The organism is Mycobacterium sp. NPDC004974 (assembly GCF_053600815.1).
On sequence record NZ_JBSGAQ010000005.1, the window covers coordinates 65,501 to 88,891 of the forward strand.

Annotated in this window: 21 protein-coding genes; 15 read left to right on the top strand and 6 right to left on the bottom strand. The window is 66.6% G+C overall.

Annotated features, from left to right (window positions below; all coding sequences use genetic code 11):
- Positions 1-18: 18 nt before the first annotated feature.
- Both ACWEFV_RS13685 and ACWEFV_RS13690 read right to left on the bottom strand, forming a co-directional pair.
- Entirely contained in the window at positions 19-786 is a 768-nt protein-coding gene (locus tag ACWEFV_RS13685) for a DUF899 domain-containing protein (protein ID WP_450070549.1), read from the bottom strand.
- Between the two features lie 76 nt (positions 787-862).
- A complete protein-coding gene (locus ACWEFV_RS13690) occupies positions 863-2,257 on the bottom strand; it encodes an MFS transporter (protein WP_450070550.1) in 1,395 nt (464 codons plus the stop codon).
- A gap of 156 nt (positions 2,258-2,413) precedes the next feature.
- Between ACWEFV_RS13690 and ACWEFV_RS13695 the strand changes: the two genes are divergently transcribed.
- The 3 genes from ACWEFV_RS13695 (at position 2,414) to ACWEFV_RS13705 (ending at position 5,422) form a co-directional block, all read left to right on the top strand.
- Complete coding sequence (locus tag ACWEFV_RS13695; RefSeq protein WP_450070551.1) at positions 2,414-3,517, top strand: DUF418 domain-containing protein; 1,104 nt, start codon at positions 2,414-2,416, stop codon at positions 3,515-3,517.
- Positions 3,518-3,593: 76 nt separating this feature from the next.
- Positions 3,594-4,748, top strand: coding sequence for a sensor histidine kinase (locus ACWEFV_RS13700; protein WP_450070552.1), 1,155 nt, complete (start codon positions 3,594-3,596; stop codon positions 4,746-4,748).
- On the top strand, positions 4,745-5,422 hold the full coding sequence (locus ACWEFV_RS13705) for a response regulator (RefSeq protein ID WP_450070553.1): 678 nt from the start codon (positions 4,745-4,747) through the stop codon (positions 5,420-5,422). The genes ACWEFV_RS13700 and ACWEFV_RS13705 overlap by 4 nt, the downstream gene beginning before the upstream one ends.
- A 44-nt stretch (positions 5,423-5,466) precedes the next feature.
- Here ACWEFV_RS13705 and uvrB read toward each other — a convergent pair whose 3' ends face one another.
- Positions 5,467-7,626, bottom strand: a complete 2,160-nt coding sequence (uvrB, locus tag ACWEFV_RS13710; RefSeq protein WP_450070554.1) for an excinuclease ABC subunit UvrB — start codon at positions 7,624-7,626, stop codon at positions 5,467-5,469.
- Between the two features lie 67 nt (positions 7,627-7,693).
- On the opposite strand from uvrB, the gene ACWEFV_RS13715 reads away from it, so the two are divergent.
- Entirely contained in the window at positions 7,694-8,200 is a 507-nt protein-coding gene (locus ACWEFV_RS13715) for a DUF402 domain-containing protein (protein ID WP_210115671.1), read from the top strand.
- Positions 8,201-8,211: 11 nt separating this feature from the next.
- Positions 8,212-8,787 carry a hypothetical protein gene (locus ACWEFV_RS13720; RefSeq protein ID WP_450070555.1) on the top strand — a complete coding sequence of 192 codons (576 nt, stop codon included), beginning with the start codon at positions 8,212-8,214 and terminating at the stop codon, positions 8,785-8,787.
- 11 nt (positions 8,788-8,798) lie between these two features.
- Here ACWEFV_RS13720 and glsA read toward each other — a convergent pair whose 3' ends face one another.
- Positions 8,799-9,722: a glutaminase A gene (gene glsA, locus ACWEFV_RS13725; protein ID WP_450070556.1), complete on the bottom strand. Its 924-nt coding sequence runs from the start codon at positions 9,720-9,722 to the stop codon at positions 8,799-8,801.
- 190 nt (positions 9,723-9,912) lie between these two features.
- On the opposite strand from glsA, the gene ACWEFV_RS13730 reads away from it, so the two are divergent.
- Positions 9,913-11,460: an APC family permease gene (locus ACWEFV_RS13730; protein ID WP_210115531.1), complete on the top strand. Its 1,548-nt coding sequence runs from the start codon at positions 9,913-9,915 to the stop codon at positions 11,458-11,460.
- A gap of 73 nt (positions 11,461-11,533) precedes the next feature.
- Here ACWEFV_RS13730 and ACWEFV_RS13735 read toward each other — a convergent pair whose 3' ends face one another.
- The gene (locus tag ACWEFV_RS13735) at positions 11,534-12,268 is read right to left on the bottom strand and encodes a FadR/GntR family transcriptional regulator (RefSeq protein WP_135455432.1); all 735 of its coding nucleotides are present in this window, start codon (positions 12,266-12,268) and stop codon (positions 11,534-11,536) included.
- Between the two features lie 171 nt (positions 12,269-12,439).
- On the opposite strand from ACWEFV_RS13735, the gene ACWEFV_RS13740 reads away from it, so the two are divergent.
- The 9 genes from ACWEFV_RS13740 (at position 12,440) to ACWEFV_RS13780 (ending at position 22,189) form a co-directional block, all read left to right on the top strand.
- Positions 12,440-13,171 (top strand): SDR family NAD(P)-dependent oxidoreductase, encoded by a 732-nt coding sequence (locus ACWEFV_RS13740; protein WP_450070557.1) that lies wholly within the window; start codon positions 12,440-12,442, stop codon positions 13,169-13,171.
- The gene (locus ACWEFV_RS13745; RefSeq protein WP_450070558.1) at positions 13,168-14,436 is read left to right on the top strand and encodes a DUF1116 domain-containing protein; all 1,269 of its coding nucleotides are present in this window, start codon (positions 13,168-13,170) and stop codon (positions 14,434-14,436) included. Before ACWEFV_RS13740 ends, ACWEFV_RS13745 begins: the two co-directional genes overlap by 4 nt.
- A complete protein-coding gene (locus ACWEFV_RS13750; protein ID WP_450070559.1) occupies positions 14,433-15,200 on the top strand; it encodes an SDR family NAD(P)-dependent oxidoreductase in 768 nt (255 codons plus the stop codon). The genes ACWEFV_RS13745 and ACWEFV_RS13750 overlap by 4 nt, the downstream gene beginning before the upstream one ends.
- The gene (locus ACWEFV_RS13755) at positions 15,197-16,276 is read left to right on the top strand and encodes a hypothetical protein (RefSeq protein WP_135455433.1); all 1,080 of its coding nucleotides are present in this window, start codon (positions 15,197-15,199) and stop codon (positions 16,274-16,276) included. Before ACWEFV_RS13750 ends, ACWEFV_RS13755 begins: the two co-directional genes overlap by 4 nt.
- Positions 16,269-17,558, top strand: a complete 1,290-nt coding sequence (locus ACWEFV_RS13760; RefSeq protein WP_450070560.1) for a glutamine synthetase family protein — start codon at positions 16,269-16,271, stop codon at positions 17,556-17,558. The genes ACWEFV_RS13755 and ACWEFV_RS13760 overlap by 8 nt, the downstream gene beginning before the upstream one ends.
- Entirely contained in the window at positions 17,555-18,934 is a 1,380-nt protein-coding gene (locus tag ACWEFV_RS13765; protein ID WP_450070561.1) for a glutamine synthetase family protein, read from the top strand. Before ACWEFV_RS13760 ends, ACWEFV_RS13765 begins: the two co-directional genes overlap by 4 nt.
- A 30-nt stretch (positions 18,935-18,964) precedes the next feature.
- Complete coding sequence (locus ACWEFV_RS13770; protein WP_135455440.1) at positions 18,965-19,909, top strand: alpha/beta hydrolase; 945 nt, start codon at positions 18,965-18,967, stop codon at positions 19,907-19,909.
- Positions 19,906-20,634: an SDR family NAD(P)-dependent oxidoreductase gene (locus tag ACWEFV_RS13775; protein ID WP_135455442.1), complete on the top strand. Its 729-nt coding sequence runs from the start codon at positions 19,906-19,908 to the stop codon at positions 20,632-20,634. The genes ACWEFV_RS13770 and ACWEFV_RS13775 overlap by 4 nt, the downstream gene beginning before the upstream one ends.
- Positions 20,635-20,725: 91 nt before the next feature.
- A complete protein-coding gene (locus tag ACWEFV_RS13780) occupies positions 20,726-22,189 on the top strand; it encodes a flavin-containing monooxygenase (protein WP_135455444.1) in 1,464 nt (487 codons plus the stop codon).
- 27 nt (positions 22,190-22,216) lie between these two features.
- On the opposite strand, the gene coaE is transcribed toward ACWEFV_RS13780, so the two are convergent.
- The gene (coaE, locus tag ACWEFV_RS13785; protein WP_450070562.1) at positions 22,217-23,380 is read right to left on the bottom strand and encodes a dephospho-CoA kinase; all 1,164 of its coding nucleotides are present in this window, start codon (positions 23,378-23,380) and stop codon (positions 22,217-22,219) included.
- Between the last annotated feature and the right edge of the window lie 11 nt (positions 23,381-23,391).

Consider the following 23,391-nt stretch of genomic DNA (forward strand, 5'->3'; position numbering starts at 1 on the left):
TTTCGATCTCAATGATCACTAACCGTCGGCGTCCCCCACCGGCCTGCCGACCACTGCCCCGCCCTGGGGCCATAAGGCCGGTGAGTCCTCCCACGGTTCCTGCCGTCCGTACGGGGTGAGGTCGAGGAAGGGATATCCCACCGCGGTGTGGTCGAGGCCGCGCGCGAAGGCCGAGTAGGTGTGGAAGACGTCGTCGCCCCGGCGCAGGAAGACGCTGGCGCCCGGCCAGTCACCACGGAGGTCGTCGTCGCTGAAACCGTCGGCGCGCAACTCGTCGGCGGACTTGTAGTTGTATTCGATCGGCGCACGGGCCAGGTCGAGCGTCACGTGATAGTCGTAGGTGAAGTCGCCGTCGCGCGACGAGTACCACGGGAACGTCCAACCGTGTTTGTCCCGGTAAGTGGCAATGCTCGCGTACGGCGCCCTGGACACGCAGGCGAAGGTGACGTCCTTGCAATGCAGCAGAGCCCGGTCCTGCTCGGTGAACGTGAGATCGGCCGCGGCCGTGCAACTCGGACAACCCTGATCGATCGCGTCGATCCACATGAAGTGATGGATGTAGAGCTGGCTGCGACCCTCGAACAAGTCGACCAGTCGCACTTCGCCGTCAGGCGCTTCGAAGGTGTAGTCCTTCTCCACCTTCACCATCGGCAGCCGGCGCCGCTGAGCGTTGACGGCGTCGCGCAGGTGTGTCACCTCGCGTTCAGCGGCCAGTAGTTTCTTGCGTGCCTCGAGCCACTCGTCCCGAGTGACGACGTCTGGGTAGGCATTGAGTGTGAGCGGCATGAATCACTCCTTGAATCGGTCCTATACGAGTGAGACCCACGGCGCCGGCGAAACTCATCGCGCACGGCCGCGACGGCTAGTGGGCCCTACGACCGGACCGGAACGAGGCCACCGCGCCGAGCGCGGCGAGGACCGCGAACACGGCGAACAGCCAACGCGCTGCGGCCGAATCTCCGGTATCGCGGAGGTTGACGACGACGCCGGCCAAGCCCGCACCGAACGCCCCACAGATGAGTTGCACGGTGTTGATCGCCGCCGCGGCCGCCGGCCCCTCATCTGGATCATCCACGCTGCTCATCGCCCACGCGGACAGATGGGGCCAGGCGATACCGATACCGGTGCCGGTGACCACCAGCGCCGCCGCCCACATGGCCACCAGCCACGGCGCCATCCCGTCCCGGATCAACACCGCCCCGGCCGCCAGGCCGATCGCCATCACGACGGGCGCGAACGCCACCGTGCGCACGATCACCCGCCGGTTCTGCAGCGACGCACTCACGATCTCCCCCGCCGTCCAGCCCACCGAGAGCACCGCAGCGAAGAATCCGGCCATCACGGGCGTCAGGTGCGCCAGCCATTGACCGAACAGCGGCACGTACATGTCGACCATGGTCGCGGCCATCAACACGCCGAGGCTCAGGTAGATCCACTTGAGCGGACCCGGGCCGAATGTGCTGGGCGGCAAGACCGATGCCCCGGCGCGACGGTCGACGAACAGGAACCGGGCCACCAGCACCACCCCGAGCACGAGCAGTGCTGCCGTGGCCCGCCAGTCGTGCGGGATACCGGCCACGCTCACCGCCATTGCCGCCGCGCCCAACAAGGTCAGCGACCGCACCGGAATGCCGGGTGTCGGGGCCGATGCTGCACCGTTGCGGCCGGGAAGCGCGACGGGTACCAGAGCGGCCATGGCGACCGTCAGCACAACGAGCACGCCGAAGGCCCACCGCCAGTGCCCGAATTGCGCGAACAGCCCGCCCGCCGCCGGGCCGATCACGGTGCCGACCCCCCACATCGCCGATACCAGCGCAGAGGCCTTGGTCCACAACGTATTCGGCAGCGCGGTGTTGATCACCGCATACCCCAGGCCGGCCAGCAGGCCGCCGGCGAAGCCCTGCACAGTGCGCCCGGCGAGCAGCACCTCCATGCTCGGCGCCAGCGCGCAGCCCAGGCTTCCGGCACCGAACACCGTGAGCCCCAACAGATATGCCCTCCGGGGCCCCACACGCATCAGCGTCGAATGGACCGTGGTGGCGGCGATCACCGAGGCGACCAGGTACACCGTCGTCACCCAGGCGTAGAACCGCTGACCGCCGATGTCGGCCACCGCACTGGGAAGCAGGCTGATCGTCAGGAATTCGTTGGTGGCATACAGCAGCACACCGCCGGCCAACACGGTCGAGGCGCCCAGATGACGGGCACCCAACAATTGCCGCCAGGTCCCGGTCTCGGGCGTCACGGTATCGGTCACATCGACGACGCTAGAAGCTGAACCGCTGTTGAGGTCAACCCGGGGTGGTGCCGAGCTTCCTCATCGACGCATCACCCCGTGGTAGGAGCGTCGAAATGCCACTTGTCAGACCTTGGAGCGATCCGTCGCGGGGCTGCCTGGTCCTACCGTCGCGCCATGACCAGCCAACGAAGCGTGGACGTGGTGCCACGGATAGCGGCCCTCGACGTCCTCCGCGGCTTCGCACTGGGCGGAATACTCATCGTGAACATCGCGGTGATGTCGAATCCCTCCGGGCTTTCCGCAGGGCCCGTCCGCACCTTGCTGACCGCGTTCTTCTTCGACAAGTTCTACGTTCTGTTCTCATTTCTGTTCGGCTACTCGCTGACTCTGCAATTTCGCTCGGCCGAACGCGACGGCGCCGACGCTCGACTGCGTACGCTGCGCCGCTGTCTGGCGTTGATGGCTATCGGCCTGGTCCACATCGCTTTCTTCTTCGACGGCGACGTACTGTTCGGCTACGGGATCCTCGGATTGATCCTGTTGACTCTGAACAGAATTCGACCCGCAAGGGCGATCCGGTGCGCTGTGATCCTGTATGGAACCTTCGCCCTCGCGCTGACCGTGCACGGCATGTTCGCACCGTCGGCTGAAGTCGTCGACGATCGTGCGGCCGCGAGCCTCCGAGCGGGCTGGCTCACCGCCGCGTCCTATCGGTGGGAGGCCTTCTTCGAGCGGTTCGACCTGTTTCTGATCTTCGGGCTCCTCAACGTCCTGCCTTTGTTCCTCGTGGGCTTCGCCGCCGGTAAGGCTCGACTCCTCGAGACGCCGGACAGATATCTGCCGCTGTTACGCAGGTTTCAATGGATCGGATTCGGCATCGCCGCACCGGTCTCACTGCTGATGGCGATCGTGGACAAGCCACAACTGGCCGGGGTCACCGCACTTCTCGATCTCCCGCTCGCCGCAGCGTATGCGGCGACGATCCTTCGGCTCGCTCACCACAGCCCCAGGCTGGTTGGTACTTTCGGGGCGGCGGGGAAGTTCGCGGCCACCAACTACATATGCCAATCGGTGATCGCCTCGGTGATCTTCACCGGATACGGCTTCGCCCTGGTCGGGCAACTGACGAACTGGCAGGTGCTGGTCATCGCGGCGGCTGTCTACGGCCTTCAGCTCATCGGTAGCCGGATGTGGGCGCGTCGACACCGATACGGTCCGATCGAATGGGCACTCCGCCGGGTCACCTATGGTCGCCGCGCGACGTGGCCCAGGCACTGAGAACAGGCCGGGCGATTCATCCCAGAGTATGAGGACACACGGGTCCGCACTTCCTACAGTCCTAGGTGTGGCAAGCATGAAGCGATCACGCCTCGATCGGATACTCAGCGCGATCGTGTACGCGGTGTCGACGTTTCTGTTCGTCATGGCCTGGTCGACTGTTGATGCAACCTATGCGGTGTCATCTGGTGTCCAACCTGTCATTGCCGCCCTGGCAGCACTTCCGCTGGTTGCCATTCGGTCGAATCCCGCTCTCGGTTGGACGATATCGGCAGTGGCCGGGTTGGCGATCCCGCTCGTGTATCCGTCGACCGACGGTGCCTTCCCCTGGCAGATGGTTCATCTGTTGGTGCTGGTGGCCCTGCTGTTCGCAGTGGCCGTCCGTTGCCGCCTTCCAGCGGTCCTGCTGGCCTGGTCGTCGACGTGTCTGCTGCTTCTGGTGAACGCCGCCGGCCAGACAGGTGCGGGTTTCGCCGGCGGGATCACCGTGGTCGTGCTGATCGGGTTGCTGATTCGCGGACTGTTGGTGTCTCGACGACAGCTCGCCAGTCAGCGCCGGACCAACGAGCTGGAGCGAGCACGCCGCTCTGTCCTCGAGGAGCGGGCGCGGATCGCACGCGACCTGCACGATGTCATCGCACACCACATGTCGATTGTCGTGGTGCAGGCGCAGAGCGCGCCGTACCGCCTCACCTCGGTCACCGAGGAAACCAAGGTAGAGCTCGACGCGATCGGGGCCAACGTACGCGCCAGCCTCAACGAGATGCGGGCCGTGCTCGGCGTTCTGCGCAGCGACGATGACGCGACAGAACTGAGCCCGCAGCCCGGCGTCGCGGGAGTCACGGAACTGGTCGAAAACAGCCGTCGCGCGGGAGTTGATGTGTCCCTCAACATTTCCGGTGATCCGCCGCCGATCTCCGAGCTGTCCGGCGTCGCCGTCTACCGGATTGTGCAGGAGTCACTTGCCAACGCGGTCCGACATTGCCCCGGCGCACCGGTCACGGTGACGATGGAGCACGGGCCCGACGCCACGGCGGTGACGGTGAGCAATGGGCCGGCTGCAGTGCCGGGATCAAGCGGGAATTCCTCTGGCGGGCACGGTATCGCCGGTATGCGCGAGCGGGCGGCTGCGATGGGTGGCAGTGTTGACGCACAAACCCGGCCCGACGGCGGATTCGAGGTTCGGGCTCATATTCCTGCGGCTATCCGTACGACACCGGGAGCGCTGTGACGCGGACGATCAAGGTCTTCATCGCCGACGATCAGGCAATGGTGCGTCAGGGATTTGGGGCACTGCTGGCTGCACAACCTGATATGAGCGTGATCGGCGATGCACCGAACGGACGCGTCGCTGTCTCCGAAGTGAAACGGCTGCGGCCCGATGTGGTCTTGATGGACGTCCGCATGCCGGAGATGAATGGCCTGGACGCCGCCCGGGAAATCCTGTCGATGACCGTGACGCCGCCGGTGCGAGTGCTCATGCTCACCACATTCGACATCGACGAGTACGTGTACGAAGCGCTCGGCGCCGGCGCCAGCGGATTCCTGTTGAAGGACGCACCCGCCGACGATCTGATCCGCGCGGTGCGAATCGTGGATGCCGGCGACGCGCTCCTCGCGCCGAGCGTCACGCGACGTCTCATCGCCGACATCGCCCAGCGCCGTTCGACACCGCGGCCATGGAGCCGGGAGCTGGCAACACTGACGCCACGGGAACAGGAAGTACTCGAACTCATCGCCAAAGGGCTGTCGAACACGGAGATCGCAGATCGCCTCTTCGTCACGGAACATACGGTGAAGACGCACGTCGGCAACGTGTTTGCGAAACTCTCACTGCGCGACCGCGCCCAGGCCGTGGTAGTCGCCTACGAATCAGGTCTCGTCAACCCGCAGTCGGCCGGCTGATCTCCCGGCGATCATTCGCGCACCCGGCTTGCGGCACTTCCGGATCACTTCAGGCCGGCCGCGTCCATCCCCCGCAATTCCTTCTTCAGGTCCTGGATCTCGTCGCGGATCCGCGCCGCCAGCTCGAACTGTAGATCCCGCGCGGCAGTCATCATCTGCTCGGTCAGATCTTTGATCAGATCGGCCAATTCGGCGCGCGGCATGTTGGCGGTGTCTCGGCCCTCCACGATGCCGGCACTGACCGCGCGCCCGGGTTCACCCTGAGCACGCCGGCCCCGCGAGGCGTTGCGTCCCGAGCCACCGATCTCAACCGACTCAGTATCGTCGGCCTCGCGGTACACCTGGTCGAGGATGTCGGCGATCTTCTTCCGCAGCGGCTGCGGGTCGATCCCGTTGGCCTCGTTGTAGGCGATCTGCTTGGCGCGGCGGCGTTCGGTCTCGTCGATCGCATCCCGCATCGAGTCAGTGATCTTGTCGGCGTACATGTGCACTTCGCCGGACACATTGCGGGCCGCGCGACCGATGGTCTGGATCAGGCTGCGCGTGGAGCGCAGGAAACCTTCCTTGTCGGCATCGAGGATCGCCACCAGCGACACCTCGGGAAGATCCAGACCCTCACGCAGCAGGTTGATACCGACCAGCACGTCGTACTCGCCGAGCCGCAGCTGCCGCAGCAACTCGACCCGTCGCAGCGTGTCGACCTCTGAATGCAGGTACCGGACCTTGATGCCGAGCTCCAACAGATAGTCGGTGAGGTCCTCGGCCATCTTCTTGGTCAGCGTCGTCACCAACACGCGCTCGTCGCGCTCGGTCCGGGCGCGGATCTCGCCGATCAGGTCGTCGATCTGGCCCTTCGTCGGCTTCACCACCACCTGCGGGTCGACCAGACCGGTCGGGCGGATCACCTGCTCGACGAACTCGCCGCCGGCCTGGCTGATCTCGTACGAGCCCGGGGTCGCCGACAGGTACAACGTCTGCCCGATCCGGTCGGCGAACTCCTCCCAGGTCAGCGGCCGGTTGTCGACGGCCGACGGCAGCCGGAAGCCGAAATCCACCAGGTTGCGCTTACGCGACATGTCCCCTTCGTACATGCCGCCGATCTGGGGCACCGTCACGTGGGACTCGTCGATGACCAGCAGGAAGTCCTCGGGGAAGTAGTCGATCAGCGTCGCGGGTGCCGAGCCGGCCGGGCGGGCGTCGATGTGGCGTGAGTAGTTCTCGATGCCCGAGCAGAACCCGACCTGCTTCATCATCTCGACGTCGTAGTTGGTGCGCATCCGCAGCCGCTGGGCCTCCAGCAGCTTGCCCTGCCCCTCCAGCTCGGCCAGCCGCGCCTCAAGCTCGGCCTCGATCGTGGAGATCGCGTGTTCCATCCGTTCTGGGCCCGCCACGTAGTGGGTGGCCGGGAAGATCCGCAGCGAGTCGACCTGGCGGACGATGTCGCCGGTCAGCGGGTGCAGGTAGTACAGCGCCTCGATCTCGTCGCCGAAGAACTCGATGCGCACCGCGAGCTCCTCGTACGACGGGATGATCTCGACGGTGTCCCCACGCACCCGGAACGTGCCACGGGTGAACGCCACGTCGTTGCGGTTGTACTGGACATCCACCAGCAGCCGCAGCAACCCGTCGCGCGGCACCTCCTGACCGACCTCCAGCTCGACCGAACGGTCGAGGTAGGACTGCGGTGTGCCCAGGCCGTAGATGCAGGACACCGAGGCCACCACGACCACGTCGCGCCGGGACAGCAGACTCGACGTCGCCGAGTGCCGCAACCGCTCGACGTCGTCGTTGATCGAGCTGTCCTTCTCGATGTAGGTATCCGTCTGGGCGATGTACGCCTCGGGCTGGTAGTAGTCGTAGTACGAGACGAAGTACTCAACGGCGTTGTGCGGCAACATCTCCCGCAACTCATTGGCAAGCTGGGCAGCCAGCGTCTTGTTCGGTGCCATCACCAGCGTGGGCCGCTGCAGCCGCTCGATCAGCCATGCGGTGGTGGCCGACTTGCCGGTGCCGGTGGCGCCGAGCAGCACGACATCACGCTCGCCGGCCCTGATCCGGCGCTCCAGTTCGTCGATCGCGGCCGGCTGGTCACCGGCCGGGTCGTACTCACTGACCACCTCGAACCGGGCACCGGTGCGGACGATCTCATCGACAGCCCGGTACTCCGAATGCGCGAGCACGGGGTGTTCGGTCGCGAAGGCCATGCTCACCAGCGTAGAACTGCGCACCGACAACTTCCGCCCGCGTTCGCTCCCCGCGTAGGCTTGGCCCATCCACCCGCCCAAACACGAGACATTCGACCTGGTCGCCCGCACGAACACCGACCCAAAAGGCATCGTGCGGGCGGTCGATGTCTACACCGTCGAGCCCTGGGGCCTGTACATGGCCCGGCCGACGCCCGGCCGGGCCCAGTTCCACTACCTGGAATCGTGGCTGCTGCCCTCGCTCGGGCTGCGGGCCACCGTGTTCCATTTCAACCCCGGCCACGAGCGTGACCAGGACTTCTACCTCGACATCGGCAGCTATACCGCCGGCCCGACCAGGTGGCATTCCGAGGACCACTACCTCGACCTGGTGATCCGCACCGGACGCGGCGTCGAGCTGTGCGACGTCGACGAGTTGCTCACCGCGGTGCGGCACGGTCTGCTGAGCCCGGAGATCGGCGAGCAGGCGGTGCAAACCGCGGCCACCGCCATCGAGGGGCTGGCGAGCTGCGGCTATGAGCTAGACCGGTGGCTGTCCGGCAACGGAATGGCCCTCACGTGGCGAGGCGCGTAAGGTCGGGATTCATGAGTTCAGCTAAGTACGTCTGGGGAGCCCTCCCCGCGCTGGCAGGACTGCTCACCGGCGCACTGTTGATTCCCGCTGCGGCACAGGCCGACCCGGAGGCACCGCCTCAGGTCGAGCCGCTGCCCGACCAGCAGCTACACAACGTCACCTACCGCGCCAGGATCGACGGGGTGTCGCGCAACGCGACTATCGCCTACAAGATCGACGACGCCAACATCAACACCGCCGACCCGTCCATGCTGCCGGGCCGGATCTTCGAAGCCACCGGCGTGGTGTCGAATCCGGAGGCGGCCGGAATGGCGGTGCGCATCGACTGGCCGTACTCGGCGAACCTGCACTGCGAGATCCTCGTGGACGACCAGGTGGTCGCCCAGGCCGACACCTTCGTCGCACCGCGGCTGACCCGCCCGAAGGATGATCCCAACTACGGCAGCCTGCCCTGTGGCGCCCCGTTGAACACCCAGGTTCCGGGCAATGTCATCGACACCGCGCCGGCGGGCGCCGCTCCCGCCGATCTGGCGCCGGGAGACACCGCAGTCCCGCCACCCGCGGAACCCGCCCCACCGGCCACCTAGGACCCGACGGCTCAGAACACCGACCAGCCGGCGCGGCGCGCGAACTCCTCGATGGCAGCGACCCCGCCCGCCGAGTTTCCGGCGCTGTCCAGCGGTGGGCTCCACACGCACACCGTGCCACGGCCAGGCATGACCGCCAGCACCCCGCCGCCGATGCCACTCTTGGCCGGCAGGCCGATTCGGTAGGCGATATCGCCTGCCGCCCCGTACATCCCGGACATCAGCAGCACCGCGTTCACTCGACGGACGGTCTCCGGATCCAGCACCGCCGAGCCCCCGTCCCGGTCGGCGAGGAACAGTGCGGCACGCGCCAGAGTCCGCACCGACGCGGTGATCGCGCACTGCGCAAAATACTGCGGCAACAACACATCGATCGGATTGATCAACCGGCCGTGCTCGGCCAGGACATGGGCGATCGCCGAATTTCGGTGATCGGTCGCGGTCTCGGACTGCGCGACCCGAGGGTCCGATGCCGCGACGGTTGGGCCGCCTAGTAGCTCAACCGTCGCGGCCACCGCGTCGCCGCTGTGCATCAGCAGCCGGTCGGTCACCACAAGCGCGCCAGAATTCACGAACGGATTCCGCGGCCGCCACTGGTTGTGCTCGAGGTCGGCGACCGAGCCGTATCCGGCATCCGACGGGCCCCAACCCACCGCAGACCAGGCGTCGGGTTCGTGCCGCAGCAGCGCGCACAGCGCGAACAGCTTCGACAAGCTCTGGATGGAGAACCCGACACCGGATTCGCCGACGTGAGCCTCGGCGCCGTCGACCGTGGCGACGGCCATCGCGAATCTGGTCGCGGAGACCTCCGCCAGGGCGGGCACCTGACGACTCACCGTTCCGGACGACGCGGCTCGGCACCCGTGCATCCGGGCCGCGTGCAGGTGCTCTCGCAGCTGCTGTTCAGAAGCCTGGAACAGTCGCGTCGCGGGCATGCACCACCTCCTGCCCCGGGCTTGCCGGGTGCCGATGAGTTAAATCACTACTTTTTAGACCAAAACGGTCCGCGTCGAAATCCGCTCGTGTAAACGTTATGTCACGCGTCAACACTTTAGGTCTATGGGTCTTGTCTTTAGACCTTTTCGCTCATAGTCTCCCGACAGTCGATTTGAAAGGCAGGTGGTGATGGCAGTCAGCTACGACCAGGGAACCGGAGCATCAGACTCCGCGCCCGGGCAGCGGCCGGCCACGTTGAAACGTGGAGCGATCGGTCTGGCCGGGGTGGTGTTCATGGTGGTCGCGTTCTCCGCGCCCATCACGGCGATGACCGGGAACCTTCCTGTCGCAGTAGGATTCGGCAACGGACTGGGCGCGCCGGGCGGGTTTGTGATCGCCACGATCGTCCTGTCCATCTTCAGCATCGGCTTCGTCGCGCTGGCCCGTCACATCACGGCCGCCGGCGCGTTCTACACCTTCGTGTCCAGGGCCTGGTCCAAGGTTCCCGGCCTGGCCGCCGGCGTCATGCCCATGGTCACCTACATGACCATGGAGGCCGGCCTCGTCGGGATCTTCTCCGCATTCGCGGATCAGGCGTTCACCGCCCAGTTCGGGCTGGACCTGCCGTGGGAGATCTACGCCGTGGTGGCCCTGATCGCCATCGCGGCCCTGTCGCATTTCGACATCTCGGTAGCGGCAAAGGTTCTCGGTGTCGTGCTGGTATGCGAGATCGGCATGCTGACGCTCACCGCCGTCGCCGGGCTGGCCCATCATCCCGACGGCATGAGCTTCACCTCGCTCAGCCCGCTGACCGCACTCAACACGAACGGAGTGGCCGGCGGCGTGGTCGGTCTCGGCCTGCTGATGGCGTTCTGGTCGTGGGTCGGATTCGAATCGACGGCCATCTACGGCGAGGAGTCCAAGGACCCGAAGCGCATCGTGCCGAGGGCCACCATGATCGCCGTGATCGGCATCGGTGTGTTCTACACCTTCATCTCCTGGGGCGTCGTGGTCGGCAACGGTCCGGCCAAAGCAGTCGAACTCGCATCCGGGCCGACTCCGTTCGACCTGCTCTACGCGCCCACCGAACAGTATCTGGGCCCCTGGGCGGTAACGGTTTTCGAGTGGCTGGTGGTCGGCGGGTCGTTCGCCTGCGCCTTGGCCATCCACAACTCCGCGGCCCGCTACCTGTTCGCATTCGGCCGTGACCGTCTGTTCTGGCACCGGCTCGGAGAGGCGCATCCCAAACACGCCTCTCCGTGGATAGCCTCGCTGACCCAGACCGTGTTCGCGGCGGTGCTGGTGGCCATCTGCTCACTCACCCGATCCGATCCCTACGCAGACCTGTTCGTACTGGTGGCGATCCTGGCCACGCTGCTGTTGCTGATCGTGCAGACCATGTGTTCGATCGCGACCGTGATCTACTTCCACGTCAAGAAGCAGCATCCCGAGACGGCCAGCTGGTGGCGGACCCTACTGGCCCCGATCATCGGTGGCCTCGGCATGGTCTACGTGATCTATCTGATGGCCTCGAACATGCAGGCCGCCGCGGGCGCTGCCTCAGATACGTTGTTCTTCAAGGCCATTCCCTATCTCGTCGTAGGGCTGTTCGCCGGGTCGATGGCGGTGGCCCTGTATCTACGCAAGGCCCGTCCGGAGCTGTACGAGCGCATCGGCAGCACCATCTTCGACGATCACGAACCCGCCTGCGAACCGGATTGCCCCCCAGCCCGGTGACGCAGGCGAGCGCTCGGTGCGACCCACCCCTCCATCGGGTCGCACCGAGCGCACCCATTCCTCAGAGAACGGGTCAGCGCTTGAGCCACGACTCGACGGTATGCCGGGTGTCGTTGATGTGGGCCTCCATCCGTGCGGCGGCCAACTCCGGGTCCCGGTTGTCGATCGCCTCGAGGATCGACTCGTGATAGTCGTTGGCGTTGGGTTCCAGGCGTCCGAAGATCGCACCGACCGGCAGCCACATCCTGCGGCGCGCATCCGCGACGGCGTCCAGCAGGCGGTCGTTCTGTGCGGCCTGCGCGATACCGAGGTGAAATGCCGAGTCCAGGGTTTGGAAGTCGGTGGTGTGCTGAGCCGACTGGTCGTCCATCGCGGTCTGCAGTGCGGACTGCATCCCGTTGAGCAGCTTGTAGAGCTCGGTCAGATCGGTGGCACGACGGCGGTCGGCGGCCAGCCGGGTGGCACCGGTCTCGACGATGATTCGGTAGTCAAACGCATCGCGGACCTCACGCTTGTTGCGGCGCATCTCCCGGCGCATCTCAGCCGGGTCGTACACCGGCGCCTGAACGGTGAAGCCACCGCCCCGTCCGCGCCGGACCGCGATCAACCCCTCGCGTTCCAGCACACCGACGGCAGTGCGCACGGTGGTGCGGGAGACGTCGAGCATGTCGGAGAGTTCACGTTCGGTTGGCAACCGGTCACCAGGACGGAACTGCCCGAGCTCCAGGGCCCGGCGCATCTGGTCGACGACCAGCTCATGGGCCGGAATCTGGCGGACCGGACCCAAAGCTGACTTGGTTGCTGACATGCGTACCCCCTTCTGGTGCACCAACGCTACCCCACCACCCCCGGCAGCCGAATGTATTTGCCTTGCCCAATAGACCATTGGATTTTAAAGTCCTAAATACTTGACCTTTAGGCCTTTTGGCATGAAACTTGGTGCAGTCCAGGGCAGCTGACCACTCGAAGGGATCGTGGATTGACTAACAAGGTGATCGTCACGGGCGGCGCCGGCGTGATCGGACAAGCGATCTGCCGACGCCTGCTGCAGAGCGACTATGTGCCCGTGGCAGCGGATCTGAAACCTGCCGTCGACGAACTCGACCTCCACGAGGCGGGCCTCGACGGCGCCCTCGCGGTGGCGATGGATGTTTCCGACCGTGGCAGTGTGGCCGAGGCGGTGGGTTCGGTGATCGCTGAGGGTGAGACAGTGGCCGGTTTGGTGAATTGCGCTGGGATCCTGCGTGATTCGTTTCTCGGTGAGCTTGATGAGGCGAAGCTGGAGCTGATGTTCCAGGTGAACATCGCCGGGATGGCCCGGGTGACCGATGTGGTGGCCCCGCTGCTGACCCGGGGCAGCGCGATCGTCAACATCGGCAGCCTGACGGGCCACTTCGGCCGGTTCCGCGGGGCCTCCGTGTACGGCGCCACCAAAGCCGGCATCGCCGCCTACACGCGTTACCTGGCCGAGGAGCTGGCTCCGCGGGGAATCCGGGTCAACAACATCGCCCCGGGGGTGATCCGCGCCCCGATGAGCCCGTCGATGGCGCGGGTGTCCGGCGGCGAGGAGGTCAGTGCGGGTTACGCGATGCTCAAGCGCATCGGGGAACCCGAGGAGGTGGCCGAGGCGGTCGAGTTCATGCTGTCCCCGCGGGCCTCCTTCATCACCGCCCAGACCCTGCTGGTCGACGGCGGCGTGGTGGCCTGGTGAGCACCGAACTCGACACCACCACCGTGGACGTGGACGCCGCCAACGCCGCGGCCTTCACCCGGCTCGACGAGGCCGATCCCTGGGTGATCGACGTGGCGCCGGCCCGGGAGGTACTGCCCGGCTTTCGCGACAACCTGGTGCTGACCTCGGGTGCGCCGATGCCGTGGTCGGCCTACACCGGCGGGCAGCGCGAGGCCCTGATCGGTGGCGCCCTGTTCGAGGGGCTGGCCACCGACCGCGAGGACGCCATCGCCAAGTTCGACACCGGGGTGATCGAAGTGGGGGCCTGTCACGACTACGCCGCGGTCGGTTCACTGGCCGGCATCTACACCGCGTCCATGCCGGTGTTCGTGGTGGTGAACCGGACCCACGGCAATCTGGGGTTCTGCAACTTCTACGAGGGCAAAGAACCCCGGCGGCTGAACTACGGTTGCTACGACGACGGGGTGCGCGACCGGCTTCGTCATGTCAACGAGGTGCTGGCCCCGGTGGTCGGCGATGCGATCCGCCGCCGGGGCGGTATCGCGCTCAAACCGCTGATCGCGCGGGCGCTGCGGATGGGCGATGAGGTGCACAGCCGCAACGCGGCCGCCTCGATCCTGTTCAACCGCGAGATCCTGCCCGCCGTGCTGGACATGGTCGACCAGAAGGTCGCCGGGGTCCGCGAGACCATGCTGCACCTGGCCGAGAACGACTACTTCTTCCTGCGGTTGTCGATGGCAGCGGCCAAGGCCTCCGCCGATGCCATGGCGGTGCCCGGTTCCACCCTGGTCTCGGCGATGGCGTTTTCCTGCCGCGGTTTCGCGATCAAGCTGGCCGGATTGGGCGACACCTGGTTCGAAGGACCGCCGCCGATCCATCAGGGCAAGTTGTTCGACGGCCACACCGAAGACGAGATCACGTGGATGGGTGGGGAATCGCCGATCACCGAGACCATCGGGCTGGGCGGTTTCGCTCAGGCCTGCGCACTGTCGCTGCAGGAGTACCAGGGCGGTTCGCCTGAGGTGATGATCGAGCGCAACCGTGAGATGTATGCCATCACCCACGGGGACAACAGCAGCTACCGGATCCCGGTGTTCTCGTTCCGGGGCACCCCGACCGGGATCGACGCGCGCAAGGTGCTCGATACCGGGGTGCTGCCGGTGATGGACGTCGGGCTGGCCGGGCGCGACGGCGGCCAGATCGGCGCCGGGGTGATCCGCGCGCCACGGGAATGCTTCGCCGACGCCATGGCCGAGCACACACGCAGGTTCGGTGCCTCATGAACGTGAGATCAACGACGTTGACCTACAGCGGCGAGCACGCCGTGGTCACCGGTGCCGCATCGGGCATCGGCGCCGCCACCGCCGCCACCCTGATGGGGGCCGGGATCCGGACCATCCGGCTCGACATCCGCCAACCCGACCCGGACCCGCGCTACGGCGAGGACCTACAGGTCTGCTGCGCCGCCGACGTCCGCGACCCCGGCGTGGTGGCGGTGCTGCAGGCCCGCGGCGTCGACACCACAGCCATCAGCTACCTGGTCAACTGTGCGGGCATCATCGACAACACCGGGTTCACCGGGGTGACCCGCGAGCAGTGGACCCGCTGTCTGGAGGTCAACCTGATCGGTGCCTACAACCTGATCGATGCCCTGACCCCGTCGCTGCGGGCCGGCGGCGCCGGTGCCGTCGTCAACATCACCTCGATCGAAGCGCACCGGGTGATCGCGCTGTCCGACCCGGACCCCACGCCTCAGTACGCCGCATCCAAGGCCGGATTGCGGATGCTCACCCAGACCAGTGCCCGCGCGCTGGCGGCCGACGGAGTTCGGGTAAACAGCGTCTCCCCCGGTTTCGTGGCGACGCCGATGGCCGCCACCCACGGCGACACGAGCAGTCTGCCGCCGACACTGGCAACACGCGTGCCGGCCGGCCGATTCGCGAGGCCGGACGAGATCGCCTCGGCCGCAGCCTTTCTGCTCAGCGACCAGGCGACCTACATCACCGGGTCCGACCTGCGGGTCGACGGCGGGTTCGAACTGACGTGAACGCCCCGTCCCCGAAACCGGCGGTCGTATTCTACGAACCCTCGCTTCGCCGCAATGCCCGCGCCGGAAGCTGGGCCGAGTTGGCCCGCGGCACCTTCCGCACCGCCATCGAGCATGTGCAGCGCCAGGATTGGGAGGCCGCGGCGCAACTCGTCGAGGTCTCGGCCGTCGAAGCCGACGAACTGCGCGACATCTACGACCGCTGGCCCGAGGCCACATCGCAGTGGATCCTCGACCACCGGGTCGCCCAGACCGACCTGGATGCCGCGGTGGCCCGGCTCGCCGGTCTGGTCGGGCCTCGGGCGATGGCCGGAATCGGGGCCGAGTGGCCGGACTACACCGACGCCGTCGCCCGGGCTGCCGGCGCCTGCCGGGATCAGGATCCCGCCGCCGGTGATCTGATCGAGTCCGCGCGACGGGTGTGGCAGCAGATCCATGACCGGGCCGTGGACCGGGTGGCCGGCATGGTCGACATCGCTGTCAAGCTGGTCGGCGAATCCTCGCTCGGGCAGCTGTGGGACTTCCTGATGGGTGACTGGTACGAAATCCATGCCCGCCGTTACTCATTGGACAACCAACCGTGGACTGACTCGGCGCACCAGCTGATGGTGGCGATTGTCGACGGTTTCCACGCGCACCTGACCGGAACCGGCCGCCAGGGCGACATCGAGCTGATCGAGGAACCCGGCCGCACCGGTTTCCGCTTCGCCCCCTGCGGATCGGGCGGCCGGGCCCTGGACGGCCGCATCACCGATGGCGTCCCTCGGTCCGGCGCCCCCTTCGAATACGCCGTCACCACCGAGCCGCACGACTGGGCCTGGAACACCGTCGGCATCTGCTCGTACTGCGTGCACTGCTGCCAGCTGAACGAGGTGATGCCGATCGATCGGCTGGGCTACCCGACCCGGGTCATCGACCCGCCGACCTGGACGCCTGAGCGGCCGGCGACCTCGTGCACGTGGTGGGTCTACCACGATCCCGCCGACGTACCCGACCACGTCTACCGCCGGGTCGGCCGCGACCCGGCGGTGCGACCGAGCCCGACAACGAGTATCAGGAGTACGCAGCATGACTGACACCGTGGCAACGACGCAGCTCGAGGTCGCCGATTACGATCTGGGACTGCGCGGCAAGCTGATCCGTTCGACCAAGACCCACGGCTCGTCGGGCCTGGCTTTCTGCACGATCGTGTACGGGCTGTCGCTCACCGACGACGTCACCGATACCCCGTTCAGCAACGCTGCCAACGGCTACCCCGACGCACTGCTGGTCCCCGATGAATCCACCCGCATCGCGCTGCCCTGGCGACCGGGGACCGACGCGGTGATCGCTGAACTCGTCGACGCCGACCGCCGACCGCTCGAGCTGTCGCCCCGAGCCGTGCTGGGTAGTCTCGTCGACCGCTACCGCGACGTCGATCTGGACCCGGTGCTGGGCTTCGAGTACGAGATGTGGATCTTCGAGGCCGGCGACTCCCCCACGGCCCTGCTGCCCGGCTTCACGCCCCGGGGCCGCACCGAGAACGCCTACAGCCTCACCCGAGGTGCCGAGATACACAGTCTGGCAACCGAGTTCATCAACCGGATGGATCAGGTCGGCATCGAGGTGGAGATGTTCCACACCGAACTCGGTCCCGGATTCTTCGAGTTCACCCTGGCCCCCGCGCCCGCTGTCCAGGCCGCCGACAACGCCGTGCGAGCCCGCCAATATCTGCGTGACCTGTGCGCCGAGCGTGGCATGCACGCGAGCTTCATGGCCAAGCCCTTCGCCGACAAGTCGGGGGCCGGCGGACACGTACATTCCAGCCTGAACCGCGACGGGGTCAATATCTTCGCCGATCCGTCGGGGTCACTGTCCGCCGAGGGCAGCCACTACCTCGCCGGGCTGCTGGACGGAATGGCCGACACCGTGCTCATGCTCAACCCGAATATCAACTCCTATAAGCGCATCGACCCGGAGATGTTCACCCCCACCGCCGCCACCTGGGGTTACGACGACCGCAGCACCGCTGCCCGCGTTCTGCTTCCCAACCGGAAATCGGCCCGGGTCGAGCACCGCAGGCCCGGCGCCGACGCCAACCCTTATGTCGTCGGGGCCGCACTGCTGGCCGCCGGTCTGCACGGTCTGACCAGCGAGCTCCCGCTACCGGACCCCGACGCCGAAGCTGCCGAGCTGCCCGGGGACCTGGGCAGCGCGCTGGCCCAGTTCGAGAACTCCGCCTGGGCGGCTGACCTGCTGGGCAAGACGTTCTGCACCTCCTTCGCCGCCACCCGGCGAGCCGAGATGGAACGCTATGAACAGTGGTTGCGCACCACGATCACCACATGGGAACTGCATCGACACCTGGAGCACCAATGAGCACCACGCCATCCGTGTTGACCCTCGACCGGTTCGAGGAGCTGGCCGCCGCCGGCGAGATCACCACGGTGATCTGCGCCGCGCCCGACCCCTACGGGCGCCTGGTCGGCAAGCGGCTGACCATTCCGGCCTTCCGAAGCCTGGGCCTGCAGGGCAGCGGCGTCAACGCCAGCAGCTTCATCTTCGGGGTAGATCTGGAGATGAACCCGCTGGACCTTCCGGTGTCCAACGCCGACAACGGCTGGGTGGACATCCGGCTGGTTCCGGATCTGGCGACGCTGCGCAGGGTCCCGTGGGAGCCGTCGGCCGCCCTGGTGATCTGCGACGCCTATCCCATGGACTCCGACGAGCCGCTCGCCGTGGCACCGCGCACCATCCTGCGCAACCAGCTGGCCCGGGCCCGGCAGCACGGGCTGTCGTTCAAGTTCGCCTCCGAGCTCGAGTTCTATCTGGCCGCCACGCCGCCGAGGCAGGCCTGGGAGCTGGGCTACCAGAACCTCAAGATGATGTCGGACTACCGCTCGGACTATCAGATGATCCAGTCCGCGCGCGACGACTGGTTCATCGAGCGGATCCGCAACCAGATGCCGGAATTCGGTGTGTCCGTGGAGTCCTCGAAGCCCGAGTGGGGTTTGGGGCAGCAGGAGGTCACCCTCGACTACTGCGACGCGCTGGAGATGGCCGATCGGCACGTCCTGTTCAAGTACGGCGTCAAGCAGCTGGCACACGCGGCCGATCTGACGGTCACCTTCATGGCCAAGCCCAAGATCGACGAGGTCGGCTCGTCCTGTCACCTCCACGTCAGCCTGTGGTCCGCCGACGGCTCCGAGCCGCTGTGCTGGGCCGACGACCGGCACGGGATGTCGCAACGGTTCGGCTCGTTCGTCGCGGGCCAGTTGCATCACGCGGCCGAGATCAGTCTGATGTTCGCTCCGACCATCAACTCCTACAAGCGATTCCAGCCCGACCAGTTCGCCGGGACCGCCATTGCGCTGGGCGATGACAATCGTTCGTGCGCGTTCCGGTTGGTCGGCTCCGGTCCGTCGTACCGGGTCGAGAACCGGATCCCCGGCGCCGACGTCAACCCCTACTACGCCTACGCCGCCACCATCGCGGCGGGCCTCGACGGGCTGGATCATGAGATGGCCGTTCCCGAGATCTTCAACGGGAATGCCTGGACCGGCGACGACATCCGCACCGTGCCCACCTCGTTGCACCGCTCCATCGACCTGTTCGCCGAGAGCAAGATGGCCCGCGCGGCCTTCGGCGACGAGGTCTTCGACCACCTCTTGGCCTCTGCCCAAAGCGAATTGGAGGCCTTCGACTCCCACACCGTGACCGATTGGGAGTCCCGCCGCTACTACGAACGCGTCTAGTACGCCAACCCACCGACACACAGGAGAACCATGCCGATCGACCCCATCGCCCAGAAGATGCTCGACGACTCCAAGGCCTCCGGCCGTCCCAACGCCCACCTGCTGCCGGTGCCCACCGCCCGGGAGAACTTCGAGAACACCTTCGCCGCACTGGCCAAACCCGCGGTGCACCGCGTCGTGGACCTCACCATCGGAACCCGTGACGGCGTAGGCATCCCCGGCCGGCTCTATCTGCCAACGGATGCCGCCGACCTGCCCCTGACGGTGTACTACCACGGCGGCGGCTGGCTGCTGGGCAGCGTGGACTCCCACGACGCCGCCACCCGGCTGCTGGCCAATGCCTCGGGCAGTGCCGTGCTCTCGGTCGGCTACCGGCGCGGCCCCGAAGCACGCTTCCCCACCGCCGTCAACGACGCGATCGACGCGGTCGAATGGGCCCGCAACCCGCAGTCCGGACTCGGAGTCGATGTCAGCCGGATCGCGGTGGCCGGCGACAGCGCGGGCGGCAATCTCGCGGCGGCGGTCGCGCTGCACTACCGCGACGCCGGGGACCCGGTGCTGCGCCATCAGCTGCTGGTCTACCCCGTCACCACCACCGACCTGGTCCGCGGTATGGACCCCGAATACGACGGCGTGATGCTCGAACGCGATGAGCTGCAATGGCATCAGGACAATTACCTGCCCGGTGCGGACGCCGCGTCGGACCCGCGGGTCAACGTCCTTGACGCCGACCTGTCCGGACTCCCCGCCGCCACCATCGTCCTGGCCGAATGCGATCCGATCCGCCCGCAGGGCGAGCTGTACGAGAGCGCGCTGCGTGCCGCCGGGGTAGCGGTTTGCAGTCACCGGACACCGGGCATGGTGCACGGATTCTTCGGTCTCGACGAGGTGTTCCCGACCGCCACCCCCGCCATGACCTTCGCCGGGCAGCGGCTGGCCGACGCACTGGCGCTGACCGAGCAGCCGGCCCGATGACGCGCACCGCGGTTGTCACCGGCGCCTGCGGCGGCATGGGCTCGGCCACCGTGGCCCGGTTGGTGGCCGACGGGGTGCATGTCATCGCCAGCGACCTCGGTGAGCGGGCAGCTGCCCTGCCACCGGAGGTCGACTACGTCGCGTTCGACCTCCTCAACGGGGATCCAGAAGAGTTGTTCGGCCGGCTGGACGGTCAGGGGCTGGACTACCTGGTGAATGCCGCCGGGGTGGCCCTGTTCGACCGGGACGGCTCCATGCTCGACATCGACGAGTCCGTCTGGGACATCACCCTCGGGGTGAACCTGCACGGCCTGCGCAAGGTCACCAGGGCCGCCGTCGAGCATCTGCGTCGCGGCACCGGCAAGAGCGTCGTCAACGTCGCCAGCACCGCGGGTATCCGCGGTATGGACTCCCCGCTGGACGCCTACCAGGTGAGCAAAGCCGCAGTGGTGTCGCTGACCCGGGCGCTGGCCCTGCAACTTGCGCCGGAAGGCATCCGGGTCAACACGGTCTGCCCCGGGGCGATCCTCACCCCGATGATCGACTACCTCTACGTCGACAATGCGGCCCGCCGGGCCGATATGGAAAACCGGACACCGTTGCGACGCCTTGGCATGCCCGACGAAATCGCCGGCGCCATAGCGTTTCTGCTGTCCGAAGACGCGTCGTTCGTCACCGCCACCGACCTTGTCGTCGACGGTGGCTGGACCGCGCAGATCAAGTAACCAAACCCATCGCCCCAACCGACCGTGGGGCATTGACAACCTCTTTATTGGTCTAAATACTGGACCTATAGTTCTTTAGACGGGAGACAGGATGAGCCGGCCAGCAAAACCGCGCGTCGCAATAATCGGATCCGGCTTCAGCGGCATCGCCGCGGCGATCGCCTTGCGCAAGAAGGGCATCGAGGACTTCGTCATCTTCGAGCAGGCCCCAGCACTCGGCGGTACCTGGTACCACAACCGCTATCCGGGTGCCGAGGTCGACCTGGAATCGCACATCTACTCGTTCTCCTACGAGCGGTACGACTGGACCCGCACCCATGCGGGCTGGCAAGAACTCGGCGAGTACCTCAACCATGTCGCGACGAAGTGGGATCTACCGCGGCGCATCCGGTTCAGCGAGAAGGTTGAGGACGTCACCTGGTCCGACACCGACCACACGTACACACTCAGCACCGAATCGGGTACCGACCACGGCCGATTCACCGCGGTGATCAGCGCCGTGGGCTTCCTGAACATCCCGCTTATCCCGCCCTTCGCCCGGGAGCAGGGTGACTTCGGTGGCGCGATCTGCCACACCTCGCGCTGGATCGACGGCCTGGACATGGCCGGCAAGTCGATCGGCGTGCTCGGCACCGGCTCGTCAGCGGTACAGGTGGTCACCGAGGCGGAACGCGTCGGGACCGAGGTCAAGATCTTCCAGATCGAGCCGAACTGGTTGCTGCCCAAGAACAGTCACGACTTCACCCCGCTGCAGCGCCAACTCAACCGGTTGGCACCGGTCTACGCATGGCGGCGGCTGAAGTTGTACCTGGGCTATGACGTCCGGCAGTACGGCTCCAGTCACGCCAAATCCACCGGCCACACCAACCGGCGCAAACACAAGGCCGCAGTGGAGTTCCTCAATCGCGAGCTCGGCGACCGGCCGGATCTACTGGAGCTGGCCACCCCGAAGTTCCCCTTCGAGGGCCGGCGCACCGTCGTCAGCGACACCTACTACGCCTCGCTGCACAGTCCGAAGGTGACCCTTGTCCCCCATGCGGTCAAGGGTCTCACCAAGACCGGAGCTGTGGATGCCAACGGCGACGAGCACGACCTCGACATCATCGTGCTGGCAACGGGATTCGATGCCGCGAACTATCTCGGCAACTACCGCGTCCACGGCCGCGGCGGCGCCGAACTGCACGACCAGTGGCAGGGTGAGCCCGAGGCGTTCCTGGGCATGATGGTGCCGAAGTTCCCCAACTTCTTCATCATGTACGGACCCAACACGAACTCCATCCCGCTGGTGTCCTTCTACGAGGCACAGGCCGCCTTCACCGCCAGCTTGATCGCCCGGGCGGCCGCGACCGGCGCCACCACGATCGAGGTCCGCCGCTCCGCATTCGCCCTCTACAACGAGTGGATCCAGGACCGGCTGTCGAAAACGGTTTGGGCGCAGGTCAACAACTACTTCCAGGCCGGCAGTGGGCGGATCGTCTCGCAATGGCCGTTCGGGGCGACCGCATACATCGCGGCCACCAAGCTGCTGCGCCGCATCGGGGTCCGGCTGTCCTGAACCACCGGACGCGGCGGATTGGCCGCGCTAGGGCCGCCAATCCGTCGCGTCCGTCCACTTCCAGGCGCGGTGGTAGGCATCCAGGAACCACGGCTCTTTGGCCACGGCGTAGTCCGGTGTCGTGACCGCGGCATGCTTGGCAGCCAGATAGTCGGCCTGCACACCCGGGTTCGCCCGTAGCCAGTCGACAAACATCAGAGCGAACCGCTGGTTGGGCCAACCATCCACCCGGATGTGCACATTGGTGGGTCGGCCCGGATCCGCCGAGGCGTGGAAACGCTTGTGCCACACCGCCGGATCGTCATCGTGCGGGGTGTCGGCGGTGATGTCCGGCACCACCGGATAGCCGGCCGTCAACAGCGCTTCGGCGAGTTCGTCGGCGACCGCGAGGGACTCGACCGTAACCTGCACATCGATGACATCCTTGGCATCCATCCCGGGCACGGCGGTCGAACCGATGTGGTCGATGCGCACCGCGCGGTGTCCGCATGCGGTGTTCAGTCGCGCCACGATCCGGCGGGCCTGGTCCGGCCAGGTCGGGTCGTAGGGCACCACGGCGGGGTGGCGGCGGGCGGGCTGTCGGATCTGCAGGTTGTGCGCGAACGGCAGGATCCGCTCATGCCACAGCGCCCGAGCCTGCTCGACGACTGCACCGGGGTTGCCCGAGTTGTCCAGCCACACATCGGCAACGGCACGGCGCTGCTCCTCGGTGGCCTGTGCGGCGATTCGGGCGCGGGCGTCCTCCTCGGTGAATCCGCGGTACTCGATGAGCCGCTTGACGCGTAGCTCCGGGTCGGCGTTGACCACGATGACCAACGGGAACATCGGCGCCATCTGAGATTCCACCAACAGCGGGATGTCCTCGACGATCACCGCGTCTTCGTGGGCCGCGGCAATGAGCTCCGATCGGCGGTGCGCCACCAGCGGATGCACGATGCCGTTCAAGGTGGCCCGCTTCTCGTCGTCGCTGAAGGCGACGGCGGCCAGAGCAGGACGGTTCAACGCCCCCTCGGGCAGCAGGATCCCGTCGCCGAACGCCGCGACCAGCTTGGCCAGTCCCTCGGTTCCCGGCTCGACCACCTCACGTGCGATGACGTCGCCGTCGACGATGATGCCGCCGAGATCGCTGAATGTGGCCGACACTGTTGACTTCCCGGCGCCGATACCGCCGGTTAACCCGATGCGAAGCACGCCCCACAGTC